At 72.5% G+C, this 18,540-nt stretch carries 16 protein-coding genes and 2 pseudogenes; 12 read left to right on the top strand and 6 right to left on the bottom strand.

The window, feature by feature from the left end:
- Positions 1 to 4: 4 nt before the first annotated feature.
- The 5 genes from F8271_RS13140 to F8271_RS13120 are packed head-to-tail and all read left to right on the top strand — an operon-like array spanning position 5 to position 5,127.
- The gene (locus tag F8271_RS13140; RefSeq protein ID WP_151489971.1) at positions 5 to 853 is read left to right on the top strand and encodes a hypothetical protein; all 849 of its coding nucleotides are present in this window, start codon (positions 5 to 7) and stop codon (positions 851 to 853) included.
- On the top strand, positions 843 to 2,654 hold the full coding sequence (locus F8271_RS13135; protein WP_151489970.1) for a class I SAM-dependent methyltransferase: 1,812 nt from the start codon (positions 843 to 845) through the stop codon (positions 2,652 to 2,654). Before F8271_RS13140 ends, F8271_RS13135 begins: the two co-directional genes overlap by 11 nt.
- Positions 2,651 to 3,403 carry a cytidylyltransferase domain-containing protein gene (locus tag F8271_RS13130; protein ID WP_151489969.1) on the top strand — a complete coding sequence of 251 codons (753 nt, stop codon included), beginning with the start codon at positions 2,651 to 2,653 and terminating at the stop codon, positions 3,401 to 3,403. Before F8271_RS13135 ends, F8271_RS13130 begins: the two co-directional genes overlap by 4 nt.
- A complete protein-coding gene (locus tag F8271_RS13125; RefSeq protein ID WP_151489981.1) occupies positions 3,400 to 4,482 on the top strand; it encodes a PseG/SpsG family protein in 1,083 nt (360 codons plus the stop codon). The genes F8271_RS13130 and F8271_RS13125 overlap by 4 nt, the downstream gene beginning before the upstream one ends.
- 9 nt (positions 4,483 to 4,491) lie before the next feature.
- The gene (locus F8271_RS13120; RefSeq protein WP_151489968.1) at positions 4,492 to 5,127 is read left to right on the top strand and encodes an alpha-ketoglutarate-dependent dioxygenase AlkB; all 636 of its coding nucleotides are present in this window, start codon (positions 4,492 to 4,494) and stop codon (positions 5,125 to 5,127) included.
- A gap of 229 nt (positions 5,128 to 5,356) precedes the next feature.
- Here the strand turns inward: F8271_RS13120 and F8271_RS13110 are convergent, their stop codons facing one another.
- The 4 genes and pseudogenes from F8271_RS13110 to F8271_RS13105 all read right to left on the bottom strand — a co-directional run bounded on the left by F8271_RS13110 (position 5,357) and on the right by F8271_RS13105 (position 11,253).
- On the bottom strand, positions 5,357 to 7,939 hold the full coding sequence (locus F8271_RS13110) for a DNA topoisomerase (ATP-hydrolyzing) (RefSeq protein ID WP_357949633.1): 2,583 nt from the start codon (positions 7,937 to 7,939) through the stop codon (positions 5,357 to 5,359).
- A gap of 144 nt (positions 7,940 to 8,083) precedes the next feature.
- Positions 8,084 to 8,719, bottom strand: a pseudogene (locus F8271_RS34165) (LAGLIDADG family homing endonuclease); the annotation flags it as partial.
- A gap of 171 nt (positions 8,720 to 8,890) precedes the next feature.
- Positions 8,891 to 9,145: pseudogene (locus tag F8271_RS34160) on the bottom strand (DNA gyrase subunit A); the annotation flags it as partial.
- 50 nt (positions 9,146 to 9,195) lie between these two features.
- Positions 9,196 to 11,253, bottom strand: a complete 2,058-nt coding sequence (locus tag F8271_RS13105) for a type IIA DNA topoisomerase subunit B (RefSeq protein ID WP_151489966.1) — start codon at positions 11,251 to 11,253, stop codon at positions 9,196 to 9,198.
- A gap of 321 nt (positions 11,254 to 11,574) precedes the next feature.
- Here F8271_RS13105 and F8271_RS13100 point away from each other — a divergent pair, with 321 nt between their 5' ends.
- From F8271_RS13100 to F8271_RS13090, 3 genes are all read left to right on the top strand, one after another.
- Positions 11,575 to 12,261 carry a hypothetical protein gene (locus F8271_RS13100; protein WP_151489965.1) on the top strand — a complete coding sequence of 229 codons (687 nt, stop codon included), beginning with the start codon at positions 11,575 to 11,577 and terminating at the stop codon, positions 12,259 to 12,261.
- A gap of 151 nt (positions 12,262 to 12,412) precedes the next feature.
- Positions 12,413 to 13,669, top strand: coding sequence for a hypothetical protein (locus F8271_RS13095; RefSeq protein ID WP_151489964.1), 1,257 nt, complete (start codon positions 12,413 to 12,415; stop codon positions 13,667 to 13,669).
- Between the two features lie 99 nt (positions 13,670 to 13,768).
- Positions 13,769 to 14,554 (top strand): alpha/beta fold hydrolase, encoded by a 786-nt coding sequence (locus tag F8271_RS13090; protein WP_225854496.1) that lies wholly within the window; start codon positions 13,769 to 13,771, stop codon positions 14,552 to 14,554.
- Between the two features lie 115 nt (positions 14,555 to 14,669).
- Here the strand turns inward: F8271_RS13090 and F8271_RS32365 are convergent, their stop codons facing one another.
- The gene (locus tag F8271_RS32365; protein WP_192580269.1) at positions 14,670 to 14,840 is read right to left on the bottom strand and encodes a hypothetical protein; all 171 of its coding nucleotides are present in this window, start codon (positions 14,838 to 14,840) and stop codon (positions 14,670 to 14,672) included.
- A gap of 196 nt (positions 14,841 to 15,036) precedes the next feature.
- Here F8271_RS32365 and F8271_RS13085 point away from each other — a divergent pair, with 196 nt between their 5' ends.
- Both F8271_RS13085 and F8271_RS13080 read left to right on the top strand, forming a co-directional pair.
- Positions 15,037 to 15,663, top strand: coding sequence for a hypothetical protein (locus tag F8271_RS13085; protein ID WP_151489963.1), 627 nt, complete (start codon positions 15,037 to 15,039; stop codon positions 15,661 to 15,663).
- Positions 15,664 to 15,818: 155 nt separating this feature from the next.
- Positions 15,819 to 16,193 carry a hypothetical protein gene (locus F8271_RS13080; protein WP_151489962.1) on the top strand — a complete coding sequence of 125 codons (375 nt, stop codon included), beginning with the start codon at positions 15,819 to 15,821 and terminating at the stop codon, positions 16,191 to 16,193.
- 55 nt (positions 16,194 to 16,248) lie between these two features.
- Here the strand turns inward: F8271_RS13080 and F8271_RS13075 are convergent, their stop codons facing one another.
- Complete coding sequence (locus F8271_RS13075) at positions 16,249 to 17,205, bottom strand: DUF72 domain-containing protein (protein ID WP_151489961.1); 957 nt, start codon at positions 17,203 to 17,205, stop codon at positions 16,249 to 16,251.
- A gap of 132 nt (positions 17,206 to 17,337) precedes the next feature.
- Between F8271_RS13075 and F8271_RS13070 the strand changes: the two genes are divergently transcribed.
- Both F8271_RS13070 and F8271_RS13065 read left to right on the top strand, forming a co-directional pair.
- Entirely contained in the window at positions 17,338 to 17,841 is a 504-nt protein-coding gene (locus tag F8271_RS13070) for a DinB family protein (protein WP_151489960.1), read from the top strand.
- 101 nt (positions 17,842 to 17,942) lie between these two features.
- A partial coding sequence (locus F8271_RS13065; protein ID WP_151489959.1) for a hypothetical protein occupies positions 17,943 to 18,540 on the top strand: 598 nt, incomplete at its 3' end.

Genomic DNA, 18,540 nt, shown 5'->3' with positions numbered 1-18,540 from the left:
CCTGATGCACCACGCGAACCACTTCTACGGTCACGCGCACGTGCTGGCCCGCTACGCCGGCCTCGGCGACCGGCATCCACCGCGGATCAACGGGTACGTGCAGCACGGCTGGAACATCGGTGACGGCCTGGCCCCCGGGCACCCGTACGCCGATCGCACCCCGAGCCTGCTCTGGTCGGAGCAGACCCGCCGACGGGCCTGGTCGGTGGGGCGGCGCAACGTGGTCGTCATCGGCGCCCCGTTCGTCTACCTGCTGGCCATGCGACCGGAGGATCCGCCGGCCGAGGAACGTGAGGGCACCATCTGGTACCCGTTCCACGGCTGGGAGGGCCAGCACGTCAAGGGCGACCACCGCACGTTGATCGCCCTGATCCGGGACACCGAGCCCGGCCCGGTCACGGTGTGCCTGTACTGGCACGAGTACGGCATGCGCAACGTCCGCCGACTGTACGAGCGCGCCGGCTTCCGGGTGATCTGCCACGGGTACCGGGGGCACTGGTGGAAGGACACCGACCCGGAGTTCCTCGACAAGCAGTTGACCGAGCTGCGCCGCCACCGCCGGGTAGCATCCAACCGGCTGACCAGCGCGATCTTCTACGGCATCGCGGCGGGCTGTGAGCCGGCGGTGTACGGCGACCCGATGGTCCTGTCCAACGAGGACCCGACCTTCGGCGGGACCGCGCGGATCCGGCGACAGTGGCCGCAACTGCACGGCACCGCGGTCGATCTGCCCACCGCGGTCGAGATAGCCCGCGCCGAACTGGGCACCGACCACCGCTGCTCGCCGGCCGAACTGCGCGAGCTGCTCGGTTGGGCGCACCTCCAGGAGGAAGAGGAAGACCGTGACGACTGAGACGGCACCCGCCGGCCGGATCACCCTGCCGGGCGGCGAGATGCTGGCCTGGTCCGACCTGCCGCGCGAACGGCTGGCCGACGGTGGCCCCCTCGCCGCGCTGGCGGCCCGGATCGTGCCGCCCGGTGCCCGCGTCCTGCTGGCCGGGCCGCACGACCCGGCGCTGCTCGACCGGCTCGCCCACGCCGAGGTGACCTGCCTGCTGCGCAGCCACCCGGACGCGGTGGCGCTGGCCCCGCGCGCCGCCCGCGTGGTGGTGGGCGGCCCGGCCGGGCTGCCCACCGACGAGACGTACGACGTGGTGATCGCCGGCGCCGGACTCGACCCGATCGAGTCGGTGGAGGGCACCCGGCTGGGCTGGGACGGCGTGCTGGCGCGACTGGTCGCCGCGCTCCGGCCGGGCGGCGCGCTGCTGCTGCGCCTGGACAACCCGCTCGGGCTGCACCGCCTCGTCTCCACCACCCCCTGGTACGCCGACCGGGACGACTCCGCCTGGGTGATCGGTGGAGTGCTGGACGGTGCCCACCCGGCCAACCGCGACCAGCTCCGCGAACGGCTCAGCGGCGTCGGGTTGCTGCCGGGCACCTGCTGGGCCGCGTACCCCGACACCGGCACCGCGACGGCGCTGCTCGACGCCGACCAGCTCGACCGCGGTGCCGCCTCCGGTCTGTTCGACGCGGTGCTGCACGGCGCCTGCGCCGGCGGCTTCACCGGCGCCCCGGTGCTCCAGGACCCGGCCCGGCTGGCGGTGGACGCCCTGCACGCCGGACGCGCCGCCGACCTCGCGCCGGGCTGGCTGATGCTCGCCCACCGGCCCGGGACGCCCGCGCCGGCACCCACCGGGGACCTGCCGGTGGCACTGGCGCAGACCGGGCAGCCCGGGATCGGTGTGCTGGAGGTGCTCGACGGCCCGTCGGGCTGGCGCTGGGGGCTCATCCCGGCCACCGGCGCGGGCCTGCCGGCCGCGCCGAACGCCCGCCGCCCGGCCGCGTACCGGGACCCGGGCGCGCTGAGCGGGCCGGTGCCGTCCGGGCGACTGCTGCGTACCCTGTTGCTCGACGCGGCCCTGCGCCGCGACCTGGCGACCCTGCGCACGCTCCTGCGGGGGTACGCGGACTGGCTCGCCGGGCATAGCGACGCCGACGGACGGGTCCTCGGGGCGACCGCGGTGGCGAGCACCGACAACGTGGTCGTCGACGGTGCGCGGTACACCGTGCTCGACCCGAGCTGGCGGGCCACCGGCTCGATTCCCGCCGACGTGGTGCTGGCCCGTGGCCTGTGGCGCTTCGCGGCGGGCCTGCTCACCGGCGGGTACGCCCACCCGTGGTCGTCCACCCTCGACGTGGCGGGCCTGACCGTGGTGCTCGGCGGCCTCGCCGGGCGCGACCTGGACCGCGCGACCGTCGCCGCGGCCGTGGACGCCGAGGCGGAGATCACCGCGGCGCTGCACGAGCTCGACATCGACGGCCGGGCCACCCTCGCCACCCGGCTGCACGCCGTCGAGCCGACCGACCCGCCGGTCGGCGCGCACAGCTACCAGCAGTTGCGGGAGGCGTGGCTGCGCCAGCGCGAGGAACTCAGCCGGCTCGCCGCGCTGACCGCCTGGACCGAGGAGCTGCTGACCTCCCGGGAGCGGGCCCTGCGCCGGGCCGAGACGACGATCGGCCTGCTCAGCGGGTCGCTCAGCTACCGGGTCGGCCGGCTCGCCATCACGCCGGCCCGGCTCGCCAAGCGGGGTGCCCGCGCCGCCAAGCGCCGGGCCCGCACGGTGCTCGCCCCGAAGCAGGAGGAGCAGCAATGACCGGCGTACCGGTGCCCGGGTCACGGATCGTCGGGATCGTGCAGGCCCGGATGGGATCGTCACGGCTGCCCGGCAAGGTGCTCCGCCCGCTCGCCGGACGGTCCGTGCTGGGCCGGGTGGTGCGTGCCGCCCGGGACAGCGGCGTCCTCGCCGACCTGGTGGTCGCCACCAGCACCGACCCGGTCGACGACGCGGTCGTGACCGAATGCGAACGGCTCGACGTGCCGTGTCACCGCGGGCCGGTCGACGACGTCCTGGACCGCTTCGTGGGTGCCCTCGCCGCCCACCCGGGCGACGCGGTCATGCGGTTCACCGCCGACTGCCCCCTGCTCGACCCGGAGATCATCACGCTGGTCGCCTCCGTCTACCGGGCGGTGCCCGGACTGGACTACGCGAGCACGTCGATCGCCCGGACGCTGCCCCGAGGGCTGGACGTCGAGATCATCCGCGCGGAGGCGCTGCGTACCCTCGACCGGCTCGCCACCGGTCACCACCGGGTGCACGTGACCTCGTACGCGTACACCCACCCCGACCTGTTCCGGGTGCTCGGCGTGACGCTCACCCCGGACCGTTCGGCGCTGCGGCTGACCCTCGACACCGACCAGGACTGGGCGCTGGTGAGCGCCGTCGTGGACCACTTCGGCGACGTCAGCGTGCCGCTGGCCAAGCTCGCCGACTGGCTGGACGGGCAGCCCCGGCTGCGCGCGCTCAACGCCGACGTCCGCCAGAAGCAGCTGGAGGAGTCCTGAGCACCCTGCGGGTCGGGGTGCGCTGCGACGCCGGGCCGCGGCGCGGCGTCGGCCACCTCGTACGCTGCTTGGCCCTCGCCGAGGAGTTCCAGGCCCGGGGTGCCCACGTCGCGGTGTTCGGCACCGTCGAACGGCTCGACTGGGCGCTCGCCGAACTCGCCGCGCGCGGCATCGGACTGCACCCCGGCCCCGACTCGCCGGCCGAGCTGGTCGAGACCGCCCAACGACACGACCTGGACGTGATGGTCCTCGACTCCTACGAGCTGGACCCAGCCGGAGCGGGCGCACTACGGGCCGCCGGCGTGCTCACCCTCGCGATCATCGACGGGGACAGCCGAGGCCAGGACGCCGACCTCTACCTCGACCAGAACTTCGGTGCACGGCACCCGGAGCTGCCCGGACGGCTGCTCGCCGGCAGCGCGTACGCCCTGCTGCGCGACTCGGTGATCACCGCCCGGCCGCCGGCGCCCCCGACCGCCACGGCCGTCGGCCGGCCCCGCGTGCTGGCCTTCTTCGGCGGCACCGACGCCGTCGGCGCGGCCCCGGTGCTCACCCGGGTGCTGGTCGCCGCCGGCCATCCGATGGACCTCACGGTCGTCGTCGGTCGACCCGAGATCGAGGCCGAGCTGGAGGAGATCACTCCCGGACGCGGGCAGATCATCCGGCCCGTCCCGCCCACCGGCTCGCTGCCGACCCTGATCACCGGGGCCGACCTGGTGATCAGCGCCGCCGGCACCTCCACCTGGGAACTCTGCTGCCTCGGCGCACCCGCCGCCCTGGTCTGCGTGGTCGACAACCAGCGCGAGTCGTACGACCGGGTGATCCGCCACGGCCTCGCCGCCGGCCTCGGTGAGCTGCCGGAGCTGACCGCCGCCGGCGTCGCCGGTCGGGCGGCCCGCGCGACCGCGGCGCGGACCCTGAACGGGCTGCTCAGCTCACCGCAGCGGCGCACCGCGCTGGCCGCGCGGGCCTGGTCCACCGTCGACGGGCAGGGCCGGGGCCGGGTCGTGGACGCGGTGTTCGACGCCGTACGCGCCACCGACCCGTCGATTGGCACGGGTGTACGAACTCCCTGCTAGGGTGGCCGCATGACGCAGGTCGCCTACCAGCCGTCGATGCTCGACCTGGCCGACGCCGGGCCGACCCTGGGGCCACTGCCCGGCCAGATCCGCCGGCACCAGCTCAGCCGGGGCGCCTGGGTCGACCACCTCCCCGGCTGGGTGCGCGGCTCCGACACGGTCCTCGACACCCTGCTCACCGAGGTGCCCTGGCGCGCCGAACGACGCACCATGTACGACAGCGAGGTCGACGTGCCCCGCCTGCTCTGCTGGTACGGCGCCGACCGGCAGCTCCCCCACCCCGTGCTCACCGAGGCACGCGCGACGCTGACCCGGCACTACGCCCCCGAGCTGGGCGAACCCTTCGTCACCGCCGGCCTGTGCCTCTACCGGTCCGGGCGCGACAGCGTGGCCTGGCACGGCGACACCATCGGCCGGTCGGCGCACACCGACACCATCGTCGCGATCGTCTCCTTCGGCGCACCCCGACCACTGCTGCTGCGCCCACGCGGGGGCGGCGAGAGCCTGCGCTTCCCGGTGGGCCACGGCGACCTGATCGTGATGGGCGGCTCCTGCCAACGCACCTGGGAACATGCTGTCCCCAAGACCACGCGCCCGGTAGGCCCGAGGGTGAGCGTCCAGTTCCGCCCCATCAACGTCGCCTAGCGCCGCGTCCACCTGGTCGAGCGCCTCGGGCGGAATACCGGTCGCCTCGTGCCCCAGCAGCACCACGGTGCGGCCCCGAGCGGCGGGCAGATCACCGACAGGATCCGCCCAACTTCAGGGAAAGTGCTGCCTGCGGCATCCCGCAAGCAGCAACTTCCTCGAAGTTGCGCGGATCTTGGGGCCGTGCGCGCGCCGGGCGCGGATAGCGCGCGCCGGGCACGCCGGGGGGTCAGTCGCGTTCGATGACGTGGCCGACCACCGTCGGGCCGAGCATCACCGCGAAGCCGGAGCCGTCGCGGCGCGGGTCCGCCGCGGGCAGCTCCACCGGGTCGCCGGTGCCGGTCGCGCCGACCGGGCGCGGCCCCACCCAGGCGACCGCCACGTCCGTCTCACCCTTGAGGAACCGGTGCGCGCGCACGCCGCCGGTCGCCCGACCCTTCGAGGGGTACGCCTTGAAGGGCGTCACCTTCACCGTCGCTCCGGTCGAGGTGACCACCATCGGCTCGCCGTGACCCGGGTCGTCGGTGCGCACCGCCCCGAAGAACACGACGTGCGCTCCGGCCGGCAGGTTGATGCCGGCCATGCCGCCGCCCTTGAGGCCCTGAGGGCGGACCAGCCCGGCGGGGAACCGCAACAGCGACGCCTCCGAGGACACGAACGTCAACGTCTCGGCACCGTCGGTCAGCCAGGTCGCCCCGACCACCTCGTCACCGTCGCGCAGGCCGATCACCTCAAACTCGTCGGAACGCACCGGCCACTCCGGCGAGCAGATCTTGACCACGCCCTGCCGGGTGCCCAACGCCAGCCCCGGCGAGCCCTCCGCCGGCCCGCCGAGCGGGGCCAGACCGACCACCGTCTCCCCCGCCTCCAACGGCACCAGCTCGGCGGCCGACATGCCTCCGCGCAACGACACCGTGCCGGCCTGCTCGGGCAGCACCGGCAGCGGCAGGACGTCGACCTTGAACGCCCGGCCGGCGCTGGTCATCAGCAGCACCCGACCACGGGCGGTGGAGTGCACGATCGCGCGTACCGTGTCGTGTTTGACCCGGCCGTTGCGCCGGCGCCCCTCGGCGCTCTCCTCCGACTCGGCCGCGGTCCGGGCGACCAGCCCGGTCGCGGAGAGGATCACCTGGCACGGGTCGTCGGCCACCTCCAGCGGGCCGGCCGGCGCGGACGCGGCCAGCACCTCCTTCAGGTCACCGTCGACAAGCGTCGTACGCCGCTCGCTGCCGAACTGCTTGCCCACGGCCGCCAGCTCGTCGGAGACCACCTTCCGGAGCACCCGCTCGTCGTCGAGGATCGTGCTCAGCTCGGCGATCTCGGTGCGCAGCCGTTCCTGCTCGGCCTCCAGCTCGATCCGGTCGAACTTGGTCAGCCGGCGCAGCGGTGTGTCCAGGATGTAGGTGGCCTGGATGTCGGAGAGGCCGAACCGACTCATCAGCCCGTCCTTCGCGGCCTGCGCGTCGTCGCTGCCCCGGATCAGCCGGACCACCTCGTCGATGTCCAGCAACGCGATCAGCAGGCCGTCGACCAGGTGCAGCCGCTCCTGCCGCTTGCGCCGACGGTACGAGGTGCGGCGGGTGACCACCTCGTAGCGGTGGGCCAGGAAGACCTCCAGCAGCGCCTTCAACCCGAGGGTGCGCGGCTGCCCGTCCACCAGGACCAGGTTGTTGACGCCGAACGACTGCTCCAGCGGGGTCAGCCGGTACAGGTCGGCGAGCAGCGCCTGCGGGTTGACGCCCACCTTGCACTCGATGACCAGCCGGGTGCCGCTCTCCCGGTCGGTGAGGTCCTTGACGTCCGCGATGCCGGTCAGCCGCTTGGTCTTGGTGACCTCGTTGGTGATCGCGGCGATGACCTTCTCCGCGCCGACGCCGTAGGGCAGCTCGACCACGGTGATCGCCTGGCGGCCCCGGCTGCCCTCGATCGGGCCGATCTCCACCTTGCCGCGCATCCGCACCACGCCGCGCCCGGTCTCGTACGCCCGGCGCACCTCGTCGAGGCCGAGCAGCACCCCACCGGTGGGCAGGTCGGGGCCGGGGACGAACTCCATGAGTTTGTCCAGAGTGGCGTCCGGGTGGTTGATCAGCCAACGGGCCGCCTGCACGACCTCGCCGAGGTTGTGCGGGATCATGTTGGTGGCCATCCCGACCGCGATCCCGGACGCGCCGTTGACCAGCAGGTTGGGGAACGCGGCCGGCAGCACGGTCGGCTGGGTCAGCGACCCGTCGTAGTTGGGCTCGACGTCGACGGTGTCCTCGCCCAGCTCCCCGACGAGCAGCATGGCCTCGCGGGACATCCGTGCTTCGGTGTAACGCGAGGCTGCCGGACCATCATCTGGGGAACCAAAATTTCCATGCCCGTCGATGAGTGGCACGTTGAGGGAGAAGTCCTGCGCGAGGCGGACCATCGCGTCGTAGATCGCCGTGTCGCCGTGCGGATGGTACTTACCCATGCAGTTGTGAACGACATAGCCCTCGGCGACGAACGCGTGCTCGTCACTGCCGACCTGGATGTCGTAAGTGACGTCGGGCGGAACCGCCTCAACCGAGGTGACCCGCAGGAACGAACTGCCGACCAACGCGTCGAGACGAGCAGCGAGCGGTGAGCCGATGCGGCGGAGTTTGTCGATCCAGCCGTCTCGTACCGCCCGCTCCAACTGGAACGATCGGTCCGCGAGCGGGACGCCATTGCGGTCTTCGCCATACCGCACCTTCGGGCCACCGCTCGCCGAGAGCGAGGCACGAAACGCCTGTCCGGCCTGATCCCGGAACCATCCACCGCCCTGATGCGCTGCGGTGAATTCCGCCATCACCGAGGCGTACGGCAACCGGTCATTGCCTTGCTTGCCGCTGTACTGGTAGTCGATGTTCGCAACCCGTTGCAGGCCATCGTGCTTGTAGCCGATCCGCACCCACGGCAGCAGCATCCGCGCGAGGACCGCAGCGTCTCGCCCGGATATGGAGAGCCCGTGAAGAGGGTTTCCATCAGAACGAAGACCGCTGGTCCAGTAGTGCCCGTGCAAACCCAGGTCGGCAAGCATGGCGTAGATCTGCCGGACCAGGAGTTTGCCGGTGCTGACGAAGACCACCTCTCGGAACCGCTTGCGGACGTAGCCGTCACCGTCGAAGAAGCCGGCGAGGAACGGTGCCCACGCTGACCGGTCGCTCATGATGTTGCGTGGTACGTACTTGTCGCGGCTGAGTGGCTCGGTAGCCTCCAACAGCCCTTCGTGCCGGCTGAACGTCAGGATGTGCTGATCACGATGACGGGGATTGGTGGCCTCACGCTTTCCGCGGGAGACGTTCACCCCACTGGCGATAGCCCAGCCGTGAGCGACATCGAGCGGTTCGATGTCACACATGTGGATGCGAACCCGACCGTCCGCCGCACGGTTCCGGTCGACCGGGAAGCCCTCGGCTACCAGCAGCCCGCGCACGTAGTCGTAGACGTCGCCAGGTGGCGTCGACACCTCGCTACGGTGGCTCCCATAGGCCAGCGCAAGGCGTCCCGCGAGATCCCGAGCCTCGGCCCACTGCACCGAGAGGTCGTTCGCGACCACCCGGAAGCGTTGGCCCGGGGTGACGAGCATCGTGTGCCCATTGCTCCAGGTCACTCGAACAAGGTCAGAGGTCGGGTTTCGATACACAGCGGTGACCGGGACCGAAGCGCCCTCACCGTCCAGCACGAGGTCTCCGACCTCGACCTCCTCGATCGGCCGCAGGCCATCAGGCGTGGAGACCAGCGTGCCGGCAACGAAGCAGTCCCCGACAATTCGGGCGGACTTCACGTGCCCGCGATCCGGGCGGTAGCCCTGCTCGTACATCGACCAGAGGATGCGCCGGTGCACGGGCTTGAGGCCGTCGCGGGCGTCGGGCAGGGCACGGGAGTGGATGACCGAGAAGGCGTACTCCAGGTAGGAGTCGGAGACCTCGGTGACCAGCGGATTGTCGAAGACCCGCGCGCCGGCCTGGTCGAACGAGGAGAGATCGACCTTGTTTTCCTTACGGCGTGCCATGACTCAGCTCTCCACTGGAACTGGAACGGGAACTGGAACGGAACGGGCGGTCATGCGTCGATCGCCTCCCGATCGACCCGGTCGGCGGAGTCGATCAGCCAGTTGCGGCGCGGCTCGACCTTTTCGCCCATCAACAGTTCGAGGATGCGCTCGGCGGCGTCCACGTCGTCGAGGGTGATCCGGCGGACGGCGCGGGTGGCCGGGTTCATCGTGGTGTCCCACAGCTCGTCGGCGTCCATCTCACCGAGACCCTTGAAGCGTGGGATGGGCGTGACGATCTGCTTGCCGGCCTTCTCCAGCTTGCGAACCGTCGTCTCCATCTCGACCTGGGTGTAGGTGTAGACGGTCTGCGGGTTACGCCCCTTGGTGGTGATCTTGTGCAGGGGCGGCATCGCGGCGTATAGCCGACCCGCCTCGATCAACGGTCGCATGTAGCGGGCGAAGAGGGTTATCAGCAGGGTACGGATGTGGGCGCCGTCCACGTCGGCGTCGGCCATGATCAGCACTCGGCCGTAGCGCAGCGCGGACAGGTCGAACGTGCGCCCCGAGCCGGCCCCGAGGACTTGGACGATCGCCGCGCACTCGGCATTGTCCAGAACCTGCTGGAGGTTGGCCTTCTGCACGTTCAGAATCTTGCCCCGGATCGGCAGCAGCGCCTGGTATTCCGAGGAGCGGGCCATCCGGCTCGTGCCGAGGGCGCTGTCACCCTCGACGATGAACAGCTCGCTGCGGTCGATGCCGGTGGCCCGGCAGTCGACCAGCTTGGGCGGCATGGACGCGCCCTCCAGGGCGGTCTTGCGCCGGGCCGCGTCCTTCTGCTGCTTCTGGGTGAGCCGCACCCGCGCCGCGTCGACGATCTTCTGCAGGACGGTGCGCGCCTCGGCCTTGGTGCGCCGGTCCTCCAGCCACGCCTTGACGTGCGCGTCGACGAGAGTCTGGAGCACCTTGGTGATGCCGGTGGTGGACAGCTCGTCCTTGGTCTGCGAGGTGAACTGCGGCTCGGGGATCCGCACGTGCACCACGGCCGTCATCCCCTCCAGGACGTCGTCCAGGGTGGGCGGCTCCTCCTTGGCCTTGAGCAGGCCGCGGGTGTTGCGGACCGCGTCGGCGAGGGTGCGGACCAGAGCCCGCTCGAAGCCCTTGCGGTGGGCGCCGCCGTGCGCGTTGCGGATCGTGTTGGTGAAGCACTCGACGGTGCGCTCGTAGCCCGTGCCCCACCGGAACGCCACCTCGACCTCGGCGCGACGCTGCACGTTGGACTGCATGACACCGTTGGCGTCGGCGGCGTTCTCCCGGTACGTCCCCTCACCGTTGACCAGGAGAATGCCGGAGACCGGCCGGTCGCCGGCCGGGGCGAGGAACTCCACCATGTCGCTGAGCCCGTTGGGGTAGTGGAACTTCTCCTCGGCGGGCGCCTCGCCGGTCAGGTCGCGCAGCAGGTACGTCACGCCGGGGACCAGGAACGCGGTGTTGCGCAGCTTCATCCGGACCGCGTCGACGTCGAGCGCCGCGCCGGTCTCGAAGTAGCGCGCGTCGTGCCACCAGCGGATCGAGGTGCCGGTGCGCTGGCCGCGCTTCATGGCGCCGATCACCTGGAGCCCGGGGCCGGCGGTGAAGGGCGCGTCCGGCCCGTCGCCGTCGAAGATGCCCGGGACGCCGTGCCGGAAGGACATCGCGTGGATCTTGCCGGCCCGGCGGACGGTCACGTCGAAGCGGCGGGACAGGGCGTTGACCGCGGACGCGCCGACGCCGTGCAGGCCGCCGGAGGTCTTGTAGCCGGAGCCGCCGAACTTGCCGCCGGCGTGCAGCCGGGTCAGCACCAGCTCGACGCCGGAGATGCCGGACTTGGCGTGCACGTCGGTGGGGATGCCCCGGCCGTCGTCGTCGACCTGCACCGAACCGTCGGCGTGCAGGATCACCTCGACGTGGCTGGCGTGACCGGCGACACCCTCGTCGGTGGAGTTGTCGAGGATCTCGTTGACGAGGTGACCCACGCCACGGCTGTCGGTGGAACCGATGTACATGCCGGGCCGCTTGCGGACAGCGTCCAGCCCCTCAAGGTGGGTGAGGTCATCGGCCCCATACAGGGTGTCAGGCTCTGCGGTCAACTGGTCGTACTCCCCGGTCTCGGCGGTGTGCTGCCGGTCACCGGCGACATCAGCCGGCGTGGCGCGCCGCAGCGAGCCTAGCCCGAGGCTAGGACAACTCCCGGAGGACCTACGCGACCCGCCGCGCGGCAGCCCCCGAACGTGAGCCACGAAACAGCCGGCCGGTGATCACGGGACCACGCCCAGGCACCGTCGTCGGTACGCTCAGCCATGATCACGGCCGGTCGAGCGTGGGAGTTGGCGCCCGGGTTCACTCCGGTCCGGGTCGAGCAGATCAACGACCAGAGCGGGGTACGACCAACCGGCCGGAGGCGATCGACGGTGCATGAGACGACACGCGACGCCCTGCGGCGCTCCCTCGGGACGCCGGCCCGGCGATGGCTGCTCGCGGGCACGCTGCTGGCGGGGCTGCTCTGCGCCGTGGCACTGGTGACCGCCGCGGCTCCCGCCGACCGGACGTTCGCCGCACTCTCCGACACGGTCCAGAGCCTGACATCGGTCCTGACGCCGCTCTTCGGCATCCTGCTCGTGCACGACCTGCGACGGGCGCCCACCGCCGTCGGGGTCGCCCCCACGGTGCTCGCGGTGCTGCTGCCGGCCGTCGTGATCGGCGTCGTGGGGGTGCTGATCTGCGCCGCGACGCTGGCGCTCACCCCGGCCGCCGTCGCCGACGAACCGTGGCGGCACGCCGGGACGGTCGCGGTGGGCAGCGTGCTGGTGCAGATCGTCGCCGGTCTGGTCGGCACCGGGCTGGGTCTGCTGCTGCGGTCGACGGTGGTCGCGTTCCTCGCCACCATCGTCCTGCCGTTGGGCCTGTTCGGGCTGCTGGGCGCGGTGGACGCCCTCCGCCCGGCGCAGCCGTGGCTCACCCCGCTCGGCAGCGTCCGCAACCTGCTCTCCGGCGAGATGAGCGTGCTGCGGTGGGCGCAGTGGCTGTGCGTACTGCTGATCTGGGGTGTCGGTCTGAACGCCGTCGGCGCGGCCGTGCTGGGGCGCCGCGGGCGCTGAGCGGGTCCACACACCGGCGCGGACGGCGAGGCGCCGGGGCAGGCGTGTCTTTCATCGAACGATTCTGTTACGGGCCATTGACGCCCGTTGCACGAGGGTGATCTGATCGCGCTCTCAGAGAATCTTTCATCTTTCGATGGATGGGAGCCCCATGCCCAGGTTCCGCCGTGCCGCGCTCGCCGCGGCACTCACGATCGTCACGGCCGCACTGTCCACGGCCGTCGCGCTGCCGTCCCCCGCGACCGCCGCGCTGCCCACCGCCGCGGTGGCGCTCGGCGACAGCTTCATCAGCGGCGAGGGCGCCGGGGCGTACACCCAGGTGGTCGACGTCAACGGCGTCGCCCAGGGCTTCCCCGGCTGGACGGCGCCGAACAACAACGCGTACTTCTGCCACCGTTCGGCGAACGCGTCGCTGAACCAGGCGAACCTCCCGGGCATCCAGAACCGGTTCAACCTGGCCTGCTCCGGCGGCCAGCCACACGACATCGCCAACGCCTCGCAGGCACGGGCCAAGGGCCGTACCGTGGCCGCCCAGCTCGACCAGCTCCGCGCCGTCGCGCAGACCCAGGACATCGACCTGGTGCTGATCGGCCTGGGCTCCAACAACAGCTCGTTCACCTTCGGCAGCGTCGCGGAGACGTGCGCCAACCGGTTCATCGCCGACGCCTGGACCGGCTGGTGGGAGTTCTGGGCGTACCTGAACGGGCCGGTCGAACAGAAGCCGTGCAGCGACGCCGACCTGGCCACCGCCGCGCAGCTCAGCGCCGCCACCGCGGAGACCACCGCCGCCGTACGCCAGATCCTCACCACCCTCGACCAGGTGGACGCGGACGGGCAGCACCGGGTCGTGTTCCAGGACTACACCAACCCGCTGCCCTTGGACCTGAACCCGGTGTTCCACGAGGAGGACGGCCGCGACGACACCCGGGACAAGTTCCGCGACCTCGGCGCCGAGCGGTACGCGGCCGGCTGCCCGATCCACCGGGCCAGCCTCGCGCCCGGACACCGCTTCTCCCAGGGCCTGGGCGGCATCGTGCAGTCCACCCGGGACACCCTGGCCGCCGAGTTCCCCGCGGACGACCTGGTCTATCTCAACGTGCAGCGGGCCTTCGACGGCGCGCGGCGCTGCGAGACGACGAGCAGCCCGACCGGCGCGCTGGCCACCCCGATCCGCCTGCAGGACGGCGCCAACGGCACCTTCGTGACCAGCCTGTCCGGCAAGGACAAGATCGCCATCCAGCGGATCGCCAACACCTGCGTCAGCTACTTCCAGACCTGCCAGGAGTCGTGGCACCCGAACGCCACCGGGCACCAGGTGCTCGGCCAGTGCCTGGCCGGCGCCGCCGTCACCGCCGCCCGCGCGGTCTCGTGTGTCCGCGCCGGCAATGGGACGATCTCCGTCTCCTGACCGGCCGCGCCACCGGAGGCCCCGCCAGCCGGCGGGGGGCCTCCGTCGTGTCCAGCCGGATGACTACCCGTCGGTAACATCGGGCCGTACGCTGAGCCGGTGAACGGGGAACCGGAGTACGCGCAGGAGTTCGTCGACGTCGACGGCGCCCGACTCGGTGTGCAGGTGTACCCCGAGCCGGCCGGACCTCCCGGCGCGCCGATGGTGCTCATCTGGCCGGCGATGGGGGTACGCGCCCGCTACTACCGTCCGTTCGCCGCCGCGCTGCGCGCCGCGGGGCTGGCCGTGATCGTCGCCGACCTGCGCGGCACCGGGACGAGCACCCCCGCGCCGAGTCGCGCCGACCGGCACGGCTACACCGAGCTGGCCGGCGACATCGGTGCCGTCCTGGCCGCCCTCAAGCCACGGTTGGACGGCCGCACCCGACTGCTGCTCGGCCACTCACTGGGCGGGCAGGCCGCCCTGCTGCACCTCGCCGTGCACGGCGGTGACGACGTGCACGGGCTGGTCCTGGTCGCGGTCGGCATCCCCTACTGGCGCGCGTATCCGGGCCTGCGCGGCGTCGGCGTCCTGCCGTACACCCAGGGAATCGCCGCCACCGCGGCGCTGCTCGGCGTCTGGCCGGGCTGGGGGCTTCGGCGGCCGGCAGGCGCGCGGGGTCATCCGGGACTGGGCGCACACCGCCCGGACCGGCCGATTCCCCCAGCTCGACGGCACGGACACCGAAGCGGCGGTGCGGGCGGTACGGACGCCGATGCTGGCGGTCAGCGTCGACGACGACCAGTACACACCGCACGAGACCATGGATCACCTCTGCGCGAAGCTCACCGGGGCGGCGGTGGCCCGGGAGCGGTACACGGTGGCGCAGCCCGGTGGGGCACTTGACCACTTCACGTGGGTCCGGGCCAGTGCGCCCCTGGCGGGGCGGATCGCCCCTTTCGCCGCCGGCCTGCCACCCCGCTGATCCGGACCGGCCGGGCCGCACGCCCGGCCGGTCCGTTCACTCGTCCCGCTCCAACGGCACCAGTTCGTCGTCGCGCTCCACCTGAATCTCCGCGTGGTCCTTACGCGGCGCGACCTCCGCGGTGTTCCGGTGCGGATCGTTGCCCGGGTGCATGAGCACCGCGTCGGTCTTGGGGGTCTTCTCGCGTACCTCATCCGGCTGCGACATTCCGTTCCCCTCTCCGTCAGCGTCCGACGGATCTACCCGCCACCGGGCGGACGACTCCTCCCGGCGGCGATCCGGGACCGCGATGCCCGGATGTCCCCGTCGTGCCGGTGCGACGCGGATCGGCAGACGGGCGACGGGGGTTAGCCACCCGGGCGGCGGGTAAGCCGCAGCGCCCGACACGGCGGAAGGGGATCACATGTCCGAACGACACACCGCACTGCGCTCGATGCACGATCTGGGTCTGGCGGCCTGGTTCGGCGGCTCCCTCATGGGTGCCTTCGGCGTCAACGGCGCAGCGGCGAAAATCAACGACTCGACCCAGCGACTCCCGATCGCGTCGGCCGGATGGTCGAAGTGGACCCCGGTCAACGCGGCAGCGATCGGCGCGCACCTGGCCGGTGCGGTCGGCGAACTGGTGACGGAAAGCCCTCGGGTGGCGGCCCAACGTGGGGTCGGTAAGGCCAGTGCCCTCAAGACGGCGTTGACGATCGGCGCGCTCGCCGTCACCGGTTACAGCCGGTTGGTCGGCATGCGCCTGGAGAAGGCGGGCAGCCCACCGGTGAACGGGGCCACCGAGCCCAATCACCAGACCCCGGCCAGCGTCGCCTCCTCGCAACGACAGATGAAGTTGCTCCAGTGGGCGATTCCGGCGCTGACCGGGTCGCTGGTCGTGGTCACCGCGTACATGGGTGAGCAGCAGAAGCCCGGGCAGGTGCTGCGGGGGATCCTCAGCCGCACCGGCGGGATGCGCAGCGCGCCGATCGGCATGGCCAAGATGGGCATGAGCGTCGGCAAGCGGCAGATGGCGATGGCCGGGCGCTGAGCGTCGGGCCGGCCGGAGTCCCGCCGGACCGTCGACGGCGGGGCACCGGCCGGCCCTGCGCGCCCGCCACGGCGTACCGCGTACCGAGCGGGCGGGACCGGCCCGGGACGGGCAATCCGTCCGCCGGCAGCGGCGGACCGACGAGCGAGGTGGCCATGACGGCACACGAGGGACGCAGCAGTGGCGGCGGTGACCGGCCGGAACCGGAGGCGGTCAACCCGTGGGGCACCGGCGACGATTTCGACGCCGACGCACCCTGGGGCGCCGGCGACGACTCACCGATGGACGAGGGCAGCGAAGAGACGGCGGTACCCGAGGGACGGCGCGGTGAGCGGCGCGCGGGCGCCCCGGCCGGGGACTACGGTTCAGCCGGTCGGCACGGCTTCGGTTCGGTCGAGCCGACCCGGACCACGATGGCCGGACCGGGCGCGCCACCGGATCCGGCGCCCAGCGGCCGGACCTTTCCCGACGAGGCGGACGTCGACGATCGGACCCAGGACGCGCTGCGCAGCCGGGGCCGACGCTCCTGAACACCGCGCTGCCCGCCTGCCCCGGCTCGACGGATGGCACGTGGGCAGCACGCCGTCAGCTCCTCGACGTGGCCCGCGCCGGTACGGCCTGGCCGTCGACCGGTCCACGCGGCCCGGCGGGCACCCGCGAATCGGCGAACATGGCCTCGGCGAGCAGCTGCGCCAGCCGGGTGGCGTCGCGCTGAGCCTGCCCGGCGCAGCAGTTGTTGAACAGCACGTGCAGGTCGTCGACCCGGTCGGCCATCTCGGCCAACCGCCCGGCCCAGTCCCGCAGCTCCGAATCGGCGTACGCGTAGCGGAACTTGTCCTGCTTGTCGCCGTCGCGCCACGCGTCGCTGTGACCGTGGAACCGGACGATCGCCGGCTCCGCGGTCATCGTCAGGATCGGCGGCACCGACGACGGATGCCCCTGCGGCATGTCGACGCAGACCAGTGAGAGGTCGTGCGCGCGCAGCAGGTCCAGGGTCTCGGCTGCGGAGGCACCGTCGAACCAGGACCCGTGCCGCAACTCCACCGCCACCCGCCACGGCCGGCAGCGCTGCGCCAACTCCACGGTGCGGCGCTCGGCGGCGGCACCGCGGACCAGCCATGGCGGGAACTGCAACAGCACCGCGCCCAGCTTGCCGGCGGCCGCGATCGGGTCCAGCGCCGCCCGGAAACGGGCCCACAACTCGTCGTACGCCTGCTCTGGCAGATCGCGGCGGCGGATCCGGCTGGGGCCGGCGGCCGGCCGCAGGTCCCGGGGCAGCGCGGCGATCGGCGTCGGGTGACCGGTGAAGAGGCTGAACGCCTTGACGTCGAAGGTGAAATCGTCGGGCGTCGCGTCGACCCAGCCCTGGGTGGTCTCCGGCACCGGGACGGCGTAGTAGGAGGTGTCCACCTCCACCAGCGGGAACCGGCCGGCGTAGAAGGCCAGCCGGCCGGCCGGCGTGTTGGCCGAGCGCGGGCACCAGCCGGAGCGCAGCAACGACTGGTCGGCCCAGGACGACGTGCCCACCTTGATCACACCCATGTCATTCAGTGGACAGTCCCGCGCGCCGATCGGCAACCGCTGGCGGCCCGCGCCGCCGTCGTGTCGGACCGGAAAGTGTCGGTGTCCGGTCCTAGGCTGGCGCCGACCGGTCTTCGACGGAGGGGCGACACCATGACCAGCACCGAGCAGCTCACCGGGGAGCGGGCCGACCTGCTGCAGACGCTGCGCCGGCACCGGGGCTTCCTCCTGCAGACCGTCGACGGGCTCACCGACGAGCAGGCCGCCACCCGCAGCACCGTCAGCGAGCTCTGCCTCGGCGGCCTCATCAAGCACGTCGCCGGCACCGAGCAGCGGTGGATGCTCTTCGCCGTCGGCGGCGCCGAGGCGATGCAACGCGACGAGATCGACTGGGTCGGCCAGTTCCGGATGGCGCCGGGCGAGACCCTGGCCGGCCTGGTCGAGCGTTTCCAGGAGGTGGCGGCGCACACCGACGAGCTGATCGGCACCCTCGATCTGGACGCGGCGCACCCGCTGCCGGTGGCGCCCTGGTTCGAGCCGGGGGCGAGCTGGACGGTCCGCCGGGTGCTGCTGCACCTCATCGCCGAGACGTCCCAGCACGCCGGCCACGCCGACATCCTGCGTGAGGCGGTCGACGGCGCCAAGACCATGGGCTGAGCCGGCCCGCGTTCGCCGGGTGCCCCGGCCCCTCGCCCGCCTCCCGCCCTCGCCAGGGCGGATGTGACATCGCGCAGGTGGGTGGCGCTGAGGGACACGAGATGAACGCAGACCGGATGGATCAGGAGACCGCCGAGCGGCTGCTCGGCGGCGGCATCGTCGACCCGTCGACCGGCCCGCGCCCGGTCGTGCTGCTGCTGAGCGCGGTGCGTGCCGCGCCGCGCCCCGACGAGTTGGCTGGCGAGGGCCTCGCCATGCAGGGCTTTCGCCGCGCCCAGGTCACGCCGGCAGCGCCTCGGCGGGCCGTGCGCCGGTCCCACACGCTCGCCCGGTTCGGTGGCCGGACCACCGTGGCCGCCCTGGCGCTCACCGCCGTCGGCGGGGTGGCGTTGGCCGCCGCGACCGGCACGGCACCCCGGCCGCCGCATCGGCCCGCGCCCACCGCACCGGCGTCCACCGACGCGTCCGCCGCGAACCCACCGGTCACCGACAACCGGCCCACCCCCGGCACGGCCGCGCCGTCGAGGCCGCTGCCGCCGGCCCCGGAGTCCCAAGCTCTGCCGGGCCTGTGCCGCGCGTACCAGGCCACCAGCAGGGAAAACCCCGGCCGCGCCCTGGACAGCCCGGGCTTGTCCGCCCTGATCACCGCGGCCGGCGGTCGTCAGCAGGTGACCGGCTTCTGCACCAAACTCCTGACCG

Source organism: Micromonospora sp. ALFpr18c, from assembly GCF_008868155.1.
Classification (GTDB): domain Bacteria; phylum Actinomycetota; class Actinomycetes; order Mycobacteriales; family Micromonosporaceae; genus Micromonospora.
Note: the sequence above shows the minus strand (reverse complement) of the source record. Positions and strands in the feature narration are given on the sequence as shown.

Excerpts from the sequence above, each read along its gene's own strand:
- F8271_RS13140 (WP_151489971.1), top strand. The coding sequence starts at position 5 with ATGCACCACGCGAACCACTTCTACGGTCACGCGCACGTGCTGGCCCGC.
- F8271_RS13130 (WP_151489969.1), top strand. The coding sequence starts at position 2,651 with ATGACCGGCGTACCGGTGCCCGGGTCACGGATCGTCGGGATCGTGCAG.
- F8271_RS13120 (WP_151489968.1), top strand. The coding sequence starts at position 4,492 with ATGACGCAGGTCGCCTACCAGCCGTCGATGCTCGACCTGGCCGACGCC.
- F8271_RS13110 (WP_357949633.1), bottom strand. The coding sequence starts at position 7,939 with ATGGCGGAATTCACCGCAGCGCATCAGGGCGGTGGATGGTTCCGGGAT.
- F8271_RS13095 (WP_151489964.1), top strand. The coding sequence starts at position 12,413 with ATGCCCAGGTTCCGCCGTGCCGCGCTCGCCGCGGCACTCACGATCGTC.
- F8271_RS32365 (WP_192580269.1), bottom strand. The coding sequence starts at position 14,840 with ATGTCGCAGCCGGATGAGGTACGCGAGAAGACCCCCAAGACCGACGCG.
- F8271_RS13085 (WP_151489963.1), top strand. The coding sequence starts at position 15,037 with ATGTCCGAACGACACACCGCACTGCGCTCGATGCACGATCTGGGTCTG.
- F8271_RS13080 (WP_151489962.1), top strand. The coding sequence starts at position 15,819 with ATGACGGCACACGAGGGACGCAGCAGTGGCGGCGGTGACCGGCCGGAA.
- F8271_RS13075 (WP_151489961.1), bottom strand. The coding sequence starts at position 17,205 with ATGGGTGTGATCAAGGTGGGCACGTCGTCCTGGGCCGACCAGTCGTTG.
- F8271_RS13070 (WP_151489960.1), top strand. The coding sequence starts at position 17,338 with ATGACCAGCACCGAGCAGCTCACCGGGGAGCGGGCCGACCTGCTGCAG.